The organism is Marinomonas aquimarina, assembly GCF_900089755.1.
GTDB classification, from domain to species: domain Bacteria; phylum Pseudomonadota; class Gammaproteobacteria; order Pseudomonadales; family Marinomonadaceae; genus Marinomonas; species Marinomonas aquimarina.
In genome coordinates this window covers 108,397-120,628 of record NZ_FLOC01000004.1, presented here as the reverse complement: position 1 = coordinate 120,628, position 12,232 = coordinate 108,397, and the positions used below count along the sequence as shown (strand labels likewise).

Sequence of the window (12,232 nt, the reverse complement as noted above, 5' to 3'; positions counted from 1 at the left end):
AGCGCTTACACACGCTGAACATCTACAGAAACATTGAGTGCCTGACTGTCACCACCGTCAAAAATAACCCCTTGCAGTGGCGTGACATCGGCGTAGTCACGTCCCCAAGCGGTGACGATGTGTTGTTCATTTGGCATTAAGTCATTTGTGGGGTCGAATTCTACCCAGCCTAGATCCGGAATGAAAATAGCAAACCACGCATGGGAGGCATCGGCGCCGACTAATTTCTCTTGTCCAGGAGGTGGCAAGGTCTCCAAGTAGCCACTCATATAGCGTGCGGGAAAGCCTAGCGAACGAATGCAGGCAATGGCCAAATGGGCAAAGTCTTGGCATACCCCGCGCTTCTCTTTGAGTACCTGCTCGGGCGGTGTGCTGACACTGGTGGCAGCGGGATCAAAGGCGAATTCTGCAAAGATTTTATGGGTAAAGTCCATGCTGGCTTGCAGCACAGGCGTATCGTCGGCAAAGCAAGCACGGGCGTATTCGGCGAGGGCTTCAGCACGATGAATGTGAGTCGAGTCCAAAGTATACTCTTTCACCATGCGCAGCTCAGGAGTGCTGGCTTGGGCTAACAATTGACGCAGTTCACCGCAGGTTAAGCCATGTAAGGTCAGTTGGCTGGAGAGGTCATTTTGCTCGATCTCAAAATAGCATTCTACGTCAATGGCCAGCCTCTTATGGGGCTCTTGTACTGAAAAATAAAACGTCGGGTTGCCGTAATAGTCCTGTCCTTCGGTTTGGTACACAGGCGTGGGGTTGACCAAAATGCGACGGCTGAGACAACGCTGGTTGCGCGTGTCACGTGGCAAAAGGTGCGCCATGTTGTAACACAAGGTCACTGGGGCACCGTATAGGTATTCCGTTAAATGCCGAACCCGATATCTCATACGTTATTTTTCCATTTCGCTTTGATCAGCTGCTGTGGTCCTGCAGTGTGGTCGAAGTACTTATCACTGATCAAGGTGGTCAGCTTTTCTAATTGCTCGATAACCTGAGTCATCAGTTCGGTCAACTGTTGGCGTGTCTGAGTCGTCTCATCAATTTGTGATAAGCCTTCTAAGTCGGCCAGCTGAATATCATTCAGTGACTTGATAATTAAGCGTTTATCCGGCGACAAGCCTAATGAAGTTTGCTCTGTTTGAGGCAACTCTTCAAGGTACTTACGTAGCTGCTCGATTTGGTAAATCAACGAGCGTGGGTTGGTACGGTCGATCATTAACAAGTCCAGACCATAGGATACCCGTGCACGGGTGCGGTAGCGGCGACGGAATGAGATCAAGGCCTCTACACTGAGCAGCACGGACTCCAATATTTGTTGCTGTTGTAAGCTGGGTAGCGGTCGACTTAGGGTATGTTTGAGTAAGTTCGCGGTCAGTAGGGCGCGCTCAGTACGACGGCCAATTTCTTGGAACATCCAGTCCATACCACGTAGCATACTTTCATGGTTCAAACCGGAAATGGCCAATAACGATGTCACCAGACCATCGAGGGATTCTTCGGGCACCGCGGGTAAGCCATTGACGTAAGCTCGATCGACACTGTGAATATGATCACGCAGTTCGTTCAAGATAATACGCGTGTCGGCAGACAGCATTTCTTTTACTTGCTCAGCACAGGCCAGCATCTGCTGCAGGTTGGATTTGATCGAGCCGACACGTTGACTGTTGGCTACCAATGCCGCCAGTTCATCATTTGGATTCTCAATCAACTCAGGATCATCTTGGAAACCCGGTAGTGAACCGGTGATTTCTGACATGGCTCCCAATAGCACTTCACGGCTTTCGGTTGGGAAGTGGTCAATACCATTAAGCTGCTTGAAGATGGTACGCATCAAGCGCAAGCTCATTTCGGCACGCTCAGCGTAGCGACCAAACCAGAATAGGTTTTCCACCACACGGCTTGGTAAATTGGCAACGTGGGCTTGGCTAATGGGCAAGTTATCAAGTGGAATATCGGTGTCGGTTTCCGCGCTATCGCTTAAGATCCATAGGTCTTTACTGCGTGACCCCGATAAGTTTTTACTCACGATCAAGTGATTGGTGGATTCTGCTACCCGCGCCAAACCGCCCGGCATCACACAATAGCCTTGTTCGTTGGCAACACTGAAGGTACGTAAAATGCCAGGACGAGCACACATTTGACCGTTGTCCCAGATAGGGGTCAGAGAGCCTGGAATATACCCCTGTGCCACATAAGCCACAGGGTTAGCTTTGATTTTGGCAATGGTTCTTTGTAGCTCTTTATCACTCAGCTGATGGCAATAAATACTCTTACTCTGTAGGTTGCGAACCGCAGGCTTAATAATCAGGTTACGAATGTTGGCCAGCACATAATTCAGCTGTTCTTGGTTGCCACACCAGTAGCTGTCTACCGACGGTAGTAATAACTCTTCCCCCATGAGGAATTGGCTGATGGCGGGCAAGAAGGCCAATAGCGCTGGGGTTTCCAGCAAGCCAGAGCCAAGCGGGTTGGTGACCACCACATTGCCTTGGCGAGCCACTTCCAGTAATCCTGGTACGCCCAGTATGGACTCAGAGCGAAGCTCTGCTTGGTCACATAAGGTATCGTCGACGCGCCGTAAAATCACATCGACGCGCGATAGTCCGTTGAGTGACTTCATCCACACCTTACCGTTGCGTACCGTTAAGTCACCCCCTTGTACGAGGGGATAGCCTAAATGGTTGGCTAAATAAGCCTGCTCGAAGTAAGTGGAGCTGTAAGCGCCAGGTGTTAATACCACAATGCGTGGTGCTTCGGTGATATGGCTCGCCAAGCGGCTGATGGTTTCACGTACGGTTTGGAAGAAACCAGACAAGCGCATGGTTTGGCTATCACGGAACAGGCTCGGTAACACGCGTGACACCACGGTGCGGTTCTCCAGCGCGTAGCCAGCGCCACTGGGGGCTTGGGTGCGATCCCCTGTGGCAATGTAACGCCCCGTTTGATCCCTAACCAAATCCACCGCATGGAAGGTGAGCATGGTCTCGCTCGGCCAATGCATATTGTGGCACTGACGCAAAAAGCCGGGGTGGGAAAAGACGATTTCGGAGGGCAAAATGCCTTCTTTAAGCAAGCGTTGCTCGCCATATAAATCTTTGTAAATCAGATCAAACAGTTTAGCTCGTTGCTGAAGCGATGCTTCTAAACCGCGCCATTCGCTTTCGCTCATGACCTGCGGAATGATGTCCAGCGCCCAGACATTGGGTGAGAGTGGGTCGCTTTTCAAATTATAGGTCGCACCATCGTCGCGCAAAATACGTTGTGCACGAAGATGGCGGTCTTGCATCCCTTCAGACCCTAATTGCTGCACAGCCGTCATCACTGCTTGCCAAGGCAAGCGTGTTTGGCGGTTGTCTTCAAATGCTTCATCAAAGGCATGGTTTGGTGCAGCATAGGGGGCAACAAACGGCGCCTCACTCAGCGCCGTGATGGATGGAGCAACAGTATCTGTCATAGTAAGACGTTCTAATGGAAATTAGAGCCTAGTATACCTCTTCCTTAGGTCAAGCGTATGAGGATATTCATGACATATCTCTTCCTCTGGTGGGGCCATAGGGCGTGTGGTCTTGGCATGCTCGGTGACACTGCGTAGGGCACTGTACTCAGGTGGCGGAACCAAAGCGCCTTGGCTAAAACCATGATCCCAGAAACGATTTACACGACGGGCTTCGGCCTCGTTGCTGTTGACCGGAAGGGTGTCATAGTTACGACCACCTGGGTGGCTCACATGGTAGGTACAACCACCGATAGAGACGCCGTTCCATGTGTCGATCAAATCAAACACCAAAGGCGTGTCCATGCCCAGCGTTGGGTGCAAGGCTGATGGCGGTGCCCAAGCCTTGTAGCGCACCGCGCCAACCATTTCACCTTTACGACCCGTGCTGCGCAGCGGCACACGACGGCCATTACAAGCCAGCACATAGCGACTTTCGGTTAGACCACTGAGACGCACTTGCAAACGCTCCACGGAAGAATCTACATAGCGAGCGGTGCCCGATTGGGTGATTTCTTCACCCAATACATGCCATGGCTCAATTGCCCAGCGCAGCTCCAACTCGATGTCATCAATTTGTTGACGACCATAGTGTGGGAAACGGAACTCTTCAAACGGTGCTAACCATTCTAGTTTGAACGGCAAGCCGTGTGCTTGCAGGTCGTCCACGACTTCCTTGATGTCCTGCCAAACAAAGTGCGGCAGCATGAACTTGTCGTGCAACGAGGTGCCCCAGCGTACCAAGGGTTTGTGGTACGGCTTATCCCAGAAGCGTGCTACTAGACAGCGCAGCAACAGCATTTGTACTAATGACATGCGTGCATGAGGCGGCATTTCAAAGCCACGGAATTCCAATAATCCCTGTCGACCACTGCTAGAGCCCGCCGCGTACAGCTTGTCGATACAGAATTCTGAACGGTGCGTGTTACCGGTGATGTCCACCAATAAGTTACGCATTAGGCGGTCTACCAACCATGGTTCATCCACCAAGCCCGATGGAATGTTTTGGAAGGCAATTTCCATTTCATACAAGGCTTCATCACGGCCTTCGTCTGGGCGTGGTGCTTGGCTAGTTGGACCAATAAACATACCTGAGAACAGGTATGACAGTCCCGGGTGATGCTGCCAGAAGGTCACTAAGCTGCGTAGCAAGTCTGGACGACGTAGTAGGGGGCTGTCAGCCGGCGTCACGCCACCTAGGGTAACGTGGTTACCACCACCGGTGCCGGTGTGCCGACCATCAAGCATAAACTTCTCTGTGCCAAGGCGTGCTTGATGGGCTTCGTCGTACAGAGTTTCTGTGTTGTACAGCAGTTCTTTCCAGTTCTTCGACGGGTGAATGTTGACCTCGATCACGCCTGGGTCAGGGGTAATTAAGAACTTCTGTAAACGGTAGTCTTTTGGCGGCTCATAACCTTCAATAACGATTGGCATCTCAAGCTGCTTGGCAACCATCTCAATGGCGTTGATCAGTGCCACGTAATGCTCAAGGTAGCTCACTGGCGGTAAGAAGGCATGAAGACGGCCATCACGCGCTTCGATACACAGAGCGGTATGAATCACGTTCTTGACGGCTGTGCTCTGGCTCTGGCTCTGACTTGCTGCAACCTTTTTGCGCGCAGCACGTTGCGAGGAGAGCGTTTGCCTAGTTGCGCTACTTGAGGCTGATTGACTAAACGTCGGCAACGCCTCACGTTCCGCGAAAGGATCTCGCTCGTGCGGCCGCTCTTCTTCACTCAAGGCGGGAAGTGAGTTCAATGGCAGGCGGTAGCCCATCGGGCTGTCACCAGGAATCAGGGTGATAACGTCGGAACGCATGGGCCAAAGGCTGCTTTGCCATTGTTGACCGTTAAACTCGACCGGTAACACATAACCACTGACACGTTCTAAACCACGGTTTAATAGTTTGGCTAAACGACGACGTTCAAGGTCGTCTTTCAGTGAGGCTTTACGTGGGTTGACTTCTTCTGGCAGTGAGCGTTCTAACCACAAGTAGTAAAGCGTGTCTTCATAAGTCGGTTGCAGATACTGAGCTTCTAAACCTAATAGCTGACACAGTTCCTGACCAAATTTCGCCGCATGGGTCTCATCAAAACCATAGTCTTTATCAACGCGGGCGAGGTATTTCGGATCTTGCCAAAGGGCTTCACCGTCGGTGCGCCAGAAGCAGCCTAATGCCCAACGGGGGACTTCTTCGCCTGGGTACCATTTACCTTGGCCGTAATGCAGCAGGCCGTTGGCGCCGAACTTATTTTTCATGCGCAGCAATAGGTCTTTCGCAAGACGTAGCTTGTCGGCGCCTAAAGCCCCTGTGTTCCATTGCTCAGAGTCCATATCGTCAATGGAGACAAAGGTCGGCTCACCGCCCATGGTGAGGCGTACATCGCCTTGCTCAAGACGTTGATCCACCGCATGACCGAGGGCTTTGATGTTTTCCCACTCGTCATCGCTGTAGGGTTTGGTGACGCGTGGGTCTTCGTGGATACGAGTAACAATGTTGGTGTAGCTAAACTCGCACTCACATTCATCGGTGAAGCCGGAGATCGGTGCCGCGGAAATTGGTTCTGCGGTACAGGCCAAGGGAATATGGCCTTCACCGGCAAATAGACCACTGGTTGGGTCAAGCCCGACCCAACCTGCACCTGGTAGGTACACTTCACACCAAGCGTGTAGGTCAGTGAAATCTTCTTCTGGGCCCGAAGGGCCATCCAGTGCTTTGACATCAGCGGTTAGTTGCACTAGGTAACCTGAGGCAAAGCGTGCGGCCAAACCTAGGTGACGCAGAATTTGCACCAATAACCAAGAGGTATCACGGCAAGAGCCTTTCTTAAGGGTCAGCGTTTCTTCACAGGTCTGAACCCCAGGCTCTAAACGAATGCCGTAATCGATTTCATTGGCTAGACGGCTATTTAATGCCACCAGGAAGTCGACAATCGGCATTGGCTTTCGCTCAACGGTTTTCAGCCACTCTTGCAGCTCGGCACAGTCCTCTGATTTATTCAAATACGGCGACAGCTCTTCAAGCAGCTGCTTGTCGTATTTAAAAGGAAATTTTTCCGCGTATTCTTCGATAAAGAAGTCGAACGGGTTAATCACCGTCATGTCGGCGATCACTTCTACCGCAAATTCCAGCTTCTTGGTTTTCTCAGGGAACACTAAGCGTGCTTGGTAGTTACCATAAGGGTCCTGCTGCCAGTTCACAAAATGATCGTCGGGCAGGACTTTTAGTGAATAGCCATGAATATGGGTACGTGAATGAGGCGCCGGACGCAGACGTAGAATGTGCGGCGAAACATTAATAAAGCGATCAAACTCATAAGTGGTGGTGTGTTGAATCGCTACGCGGATGGTCATGCCGCTTCTCCTTTCTGGAAGTTAAACCAGTTTTCCGTGATCTGGTGGTGCAGAGCGATGATGTCGAGCTGAATGTCGTTCAAGTAATTGCTGAATTCAGTATTCAACTCGCTAGAATGCTCTACTGTGCGAGTATGTTCGAGCAGCTTGTCAGCACATGCGATAACAATGCCGGCACGGGGCAATGAGGCCGCGGCTAATTTAATTTGTTCAGCGCAGTAACGTTGTGAGCGCGGGAAGTAGGGATCGTTAAGTAAGAAGGTCACCGCCTTGGCGCCACGAATCGAACAGCGCATGGTGCGACGGAAGCTCAAATAAGCGCTTTGCGACTTCAGTACCTTAGACCACACTACTTGGCCCAGCTCCATATCTTGCCCTGGCTGTGCTTGCATCATCAACGACGTCGCGGCATCTAGGATGCGGGTGTTCATGTCGACACGTTCAAGATAGCGCCCAAGGATTAAAAATTGCCAACCTGCATCACGGTCCATAGTAGCCGCCAACAAGCCAATGATTTTCTGGCAGCCTTCAATAATGGTGTTCAAGTAAGCATGGCGTGCCGAGCGATTGATGCCTTGCTTGATATTTTGCTTGGCGTACAGGTCCAACTCGTTAACCAACTCCCACATTTCATTGGGCAGGACATCACGTGTCGTCCGAATATTTTCTCGAGCGAGGGTCAGAGAAGACAGTAGTGAGCTTGGGTTATCATCATCCGATAATAGGAACTTCACCACATTGCGCTCATCGCGCACCTTATAGCGGTGGTTGAAGGCTTCCACACCACTGTTAATTTCGATTAGGTTGTACCATGAAATTTCCACTACATTTTGTGGTAAGTCGTACAGCAAATCATCGTAGACACTGACTAGGCGAGCCGTATTTTCCACGCGCTCTAGGTAGCGAGCACTCCAGTATAGGCGTTCTGCAACTCTTGAAAGCATGATTAAGCTCCTTTGGTATCCACAATCCAAGTATCTTTACTACCACCGCCTTGTGACGAATTGACGACCAGCGAACCTTTTCTCATGGCCACACGGGTCAAGCCACCGGTGGTGACATAGGTGTCTTTGCTTTGCAAAATAAACGGGCGTAAATCCAAATGACGCGGTTCCAGTGAGCCTTTACCGATTAGGGTAGGCGCCGTCGAAAGCTTCAAAGTGGGCTGCGCGATGTAATTACGTGGATTGGCCTTGATCAGCTCAGCAAACAACTGCTGCTCTTTTTTAGTGGAATGCGGTCCGACCAACATGCCATAGCCGCCCGATTCATTGGCCGGTTTCACCACCAATTCATCAAGGTGTGCCAGCACGTACTCGCGATCTTCTTCGTTATCACAAAGGAAGGTTTCAACGTTTTTTAGAATCGGTTCTTCGTTAAGGTAGTAACGAATCAGTTCAGGTACGTAAGCGTATACCACCTTGTCATCGGCAACCCCCGCACCCGGCGCGTTGGCTAGGGCCACGTTGCCCGCTTTCCAAGCACGCATCAGGCCTGCTACGCCTAACACTGAGTCTGGGTGGAACGCTTCAGGGTCGAGGAATAAGTCATCGATACGACGATAAATGACGTCAACGCGCTCTGGTCCATAGATGGTTTTCATGTACACGCAGTCGTCTTCGTCGACAAATAGGTCGGAGCCTTCTACTAATTCAACACCCATTTGCTGTGCAAGGAAGGCGTGCTCAAAGTAAGCAGAGTTGTAGATACCAGGTGTTAAAACAACGATTTCTGGACGCTCGATATCACGTGGCGAAAGTGCAGCCAAGGTATCAAATAGGTCAGAGGTATAAGCCCCCACCGGCAGAATCTCGTCGTTCTCAAACAGTTCAGGTAACACTCGCTTGGTGATGGCACGGTTTTCCAGCATGTAGGATACGCCGGATGGCACGCGCAGGTTGTCTTCTAAGACAAAGAATTCGCCGTGTTCATCGCGCACCAAGTCGGTGCCACAGATGTGGGCCCAAACGCCATATTTTGGTGATACGCCAACGCATTCAGGGCGAAAGTTTTTCGAGTCTTTGATGATGTGTTCTGGAATGATGCCGTCTTTGATGCAGCGTTGGTCGTGGTAGAGATCGTCGATGAAGCGGTTAAGAGTGGTGAGTCGTTGTTTTAAGCCTTGCGCGGTGATGGCCCAGTCTTTGGCAGCAATGGTGCGCGGCACAATATCAAATGGCCACGCCCGGTCGATGTTGCCTTCTTCGGTATACACCGTGAAGCTGATGCCCATTTCTTGGACCGTGGCCTCAGCAGTGATGCGCCGTTTCTCGAGCTCTTCTGTGGGAAGGTTGTCTAAATATTCTAGTAATTGCTGCGCCGGTGCTCTGGCCTTCCCTGTGGCGTCGATGAGTTCATCAAAAAATACGCCTGAATTATAATTTTGTGTAAGTTTATCCATTTTTATTTGTTCCCCTGTGACGGCTGAGGGAGTGAGTCAACACTGCTTTTTCCTCTTGCACTGTACTGGTTATAGATGACCCAAAACAGCTCGTAAGGCAAGCAAAACTTCCTACCTTGATCTGTGTTTAGCAAAATCTAAGCCAAACATTGTGCCTATGAAAGATGTCATATTTGCTGCAAACAAGGCTAACAGCCGAATTTATATCAGGTTTCTCATAGGGGATTTTGCTATGATGTTGGCGGATCGATCAACAAGTAAGGAAAGATACTGTGGCGCATTTAAACCCAACGAACCAAGTGATTGTGGTGGGGGCTGGTATTGGTGGTTTGACCGTGGCACTTGGACTGGCTAAAAACGGCTTTCAGGTGCGCATCTTTGAACAGGCCGCGAGCCTGAGCGAAGTCGGTGCCGGATTACAGCTAAGTCCCAATGCGGTGAAAGTGTTACGCCAGTTTGGGGTTGCCGATGCGGTTGGCCAACATGTCTTTTCTCCCCAATACGCCTGCATTCGCGATTATCAAAGTGGCCGCTATTATCTTGAGTCCCCCTTAGGCAAACACATTGAGCAGCGCTATGGGGCACCTTATTGGCATGTGCACCGTGCTGACTTGCACAAAGAGTTGGTGCAAGCCTGTTACGCCGCAGGAGTGGAAATTGAGCTTGGTCATCGTGTGCTGGGCTATCGCAATGAAAAGAAATACGCCACGGTGTTGATGGACAAGAAAACCGAGCATGCCGACATCATCATTGGTGCCGATGGCATTCACTCCAAAGTACGCGAGCTGATGCTGGGGGTTCAGGCGCCGATCTTTACAGGGCAAGTGGCATGGCGTGGTACTGTGCCCGCCGCTGCGATCAAAGGCGCGACCGTGCAGCCCAATGCCACCGTTTGGGCTGGGCCGAATAAACACCTAGTTACCTATTACCTGCGCGGTGGTGACTTGGTCAACTTTATTGCGGTCGAGGAGCGAGCTAAGTGGCAACAGGAATCTTGGCGTCAAGAAGGGGATGTCAATGAACTGCGCCGTAAGTTTATCGGTTGGCATCCGGAAGTCAGTGCCGTACTAGAAGCCTGCGATTCGACCTTCTTATGGGCGTTAAATGGCCGACCAACATTGGAAAAGTGGCACGACAATCGCGTGGTATTGCTTGGCGATGCTTGTCACCCAATGTTGCCATTTATGGCGCAAGGGGCGGCCATGGCCATTGAAGACGCGTTTGTGCTGACGCAGACGTTATTGAAGTACGATTATCATTTTGCCTTCGACAAATACGAAGCATTACGCAAGCCACGTGTGACGGCGATCCAAAAGCAATCTCGTGATAATGCTGCGTTGTACCATATGCATGGTGGCTGGCAAGGACGTATGAAACTACAGGCATTGGGATTGGCCTCCAAATACGCCAGCGGCATTATTCATGCGAAGTTAGACAGCATTTATGGCTTTGATGTGACCAGCTTGTCCATCTAAGCTCCACAGATCAAGGAAACGATGTGAGCGCCTCGCCTTCTCATTTAAAAGCGGAACTGATTTTAGTTCTGGTCACCATTATTGCCGCCTTTGGCTGGATTTTTTCGAAAGAAGCCCTCGCCGGGTTGCCGCCGATTTTCTTTTTAGGGGTGCGTTTTGTCATCGCTGGCATCGTCTTGTTCTTCGTCGGTGCGCGTTACTTTAAAGGCATTCGTTGGCAGGATTTAAAAGGCGCGATCATGGTGGGGGCGGTCATGAGCGTGGCGATGATGTTTTGGATTGTCGGCCTAGATCAAGTCAGCAATATCGGTGTTGGTGCGTTTATTAACAGTCTTGGCGTTATTTTGGTGCCAGTGTTCGCGCGCTTGCTGTTCAAGGAGCACCCCGCCAACAGTATTTGGCTCGCACTGCCCATTGCCGTGGTCGGCTTGGGCTGTTTGGCTTTAGGCGATGGCGTCAGTTTTGAATGGGCACAGCTGTATTTCTTTATTGCCGCGGTGACCTTTGCCTTGCAGTTTAATTTGCTGACACGTATGTCCACCAAGCTGCATGTGTTGGTATTAACGGCGATCCAGTTGTTTACGGCCGGTGCTATTATGTTACTGGTGTCACCCAGTATGGAAGAAATCCCACATACGGTGCCCTTACCGATTGTGGGCTGGTTTTTGGCCAGTACCTTGATCGCTACCAGTCTGCGCTTTTTGCTGCAAACCTATGCCCAAAGCCTGACGCCAGCCAGTCACGCTGCGGTGATTATGAACCTCGAACCCGTGTGGGCGGCTTTTATGGCGGCGCTCTGGTTTGGAGAAACTATGGCGGTCATACAAGTCATCGGTTGTGTGCTGATTTTCTTGGCCATGCTAGTCAGTAAGTGGCAACAAGTACGCGTCTTTTTACGCTTAATCTGAGGCAATTTTGTCGGGAAAGAGTTCATTCAACATGTACTCAAACAAACGATGTGAGGCTCGGCTAAAAGGCGTCTCTGGGTCGGAACTACGATGAAATAAACCATCCGTCAGGGCCACCAAAAACTGCACACGTGCTCGAATGTCGGCTTCATCCTGCAAACCATAGCGTTGGCGTACCAACTGGATGGCATGGTCGGTCAAGCGGCGATCGGCGTCCGCTTGGATCGCTGCCAGCGTCTCAGAGCGGTTCGCCTCGGCTTTGATTTCCATATTCAAGACCCGCTCTATTTGAAATTCTTGGCTGTGTTTTTGCTCAAAAATACGTGCCAGCCAGTCCTTCTTTTCTAAGAAGTCTTCCATGATGCCGAGATATTCTTCTGTTTTTTGCTCCACCACCGCGCGTATGATGTCTTCTTTGTTAGCAAAATAACGGTACACCTGACCGACGCTCAGGCCCGCTGTCTTAGCCATTTCGGCCATGCTGGCCTTGTGGAAGCCTTTTTCAACAACGTGCACGATAAATGCATCGATGATTTGTTGGCGACGTTGTTGCTCTTGGGTAGGTGACCTTTTCATATTTATTTACACGATTTAAAGATGG

At 50.8% G+C, this 12,232-nt stretch carries 8 protein-coding genes; 2 read left to right on the top strand and 6 right to left on the bottom strand.

The genetic code is table 11. The features are described from left to right. Nucleotides 1-5 precede the first annotated feature (5 nt). Genes MAQ5080_RS05075 through MAQ5080_RS05055 form a run of 5 tightly spaced genes read right to left on the bottom strand, consistent with a single transcriptional unit; the run spans nt 6 to nt 9,248 of the window. The gene (locus tag MAQ5080_RS05075; protein WP_067206420.1) at nt 6-887 is read right to left on the bottom strand and encodes a transglutaminase family protein; all 882 of its coding nucleotides are present in this window, start codon (nt 885-887) and stop codon (nt 6-8) included. Beyond that, the gene (locus MAQ5080_RS05070) at nt 884-3,454 is read right to left on the bottom strand and encodes a circularly permuted type 2 ATP-grasp protein (protein ID WP_082861017.1); all 2,571 of its coding nucleotides are present in this window, start codon (nt 3,452-3,454) and stop codon (nt 884-886) included. The genes MAQ5080_RS05075 and MAQ5080_RS05070 overlap by 4 nt, the downstream gene beginning before the upstream one ends. 21 nt (nt 3,455-3,475) lie before the next feature. Further along, a complete protein-coding gene (locus MAQ5080_RS05065; RefSeq protein WP_067206417.1) occupies nt 3,476-6,847 on the bottom strand; it encodes a transglutaminase family protein in 3,372 nt (1,123 codons plus the stop codon). Continuing rightward, nucleotides 6,844-7,791, bottom strand: a complete 948-nt coding sequence (locus MAQ5080_RS05060) for an alpha-E domain-containing protein (protein ID WP_067206414.1) — start codon at nt 7,789-7,791, stop codon at nt 6,844-6,846. Before MAQ5080_RS05060 ends, MAQ5080_RS05065 begins: the two co-directional genes overlap by 4 nt. A 2-nt stretch (nt 7,792-7,793) precedes the next feature. Then, nucleotides 7,794-9,248 carry a circularly permuted type 2 ATP-grasp protein gene (locus tag MAQ5080_RS05055; RefSeq protein WP_067206412.1) on the bottom strand — a complete coding sequence of 485 codons (1,455 nt, stop codon included), beginning with the start codon at nt 9,246-9,248 and terminating at the stop codon, nt 7,794-7,796. Nucleotides 9,249-9,520: 272 nt separating this feature from the next. Between MAQ5080_RS05055 and MAQ5080_RS05050 the strand changes: the two genes are divergently transcribed. Next, nucleotides 9,521-10,723, top strand: coding sequence for an FAD-dependent monooxygenase (locus tag MAQ5080_RS05050; protein WP_067206409.1), 1,203 nt, complete (start codon nt 9,521-9,523; stop codon nt 10,721-10,723). 23 nt (nt 10,724-10,746) lie between these two features. Further along, nucleotides 10,747-11,631, top strand: coding sequence for a DMT family transporter (locus MAQ5080_RS05045; protein ID WP_067206406.1), 885 nt, complete (start codon nt 10,747-10,749; stop codon nt 11,629-11,631). Here MAQ5080_RS05045 and MAQ5080_RS05040 read toward each other — a convergent pair. Further along, a complete protein-coding gene (locus MAQ5080_RS05040) occupies nt 11,623-12,207 on the bottom strand; it encodes a TetR/AcrR family transcriptional regulator (RefSeq protein ID WP_067206402.1) in 585 nt (194 codons plus the stop codon). The genes MAQ5080_RS05045 and MAQ5080_RS05040 overlap by 9 nt on opposite strands. Nucleotides 12,208-12,232 lie beyond the last annotated feature (25 nt).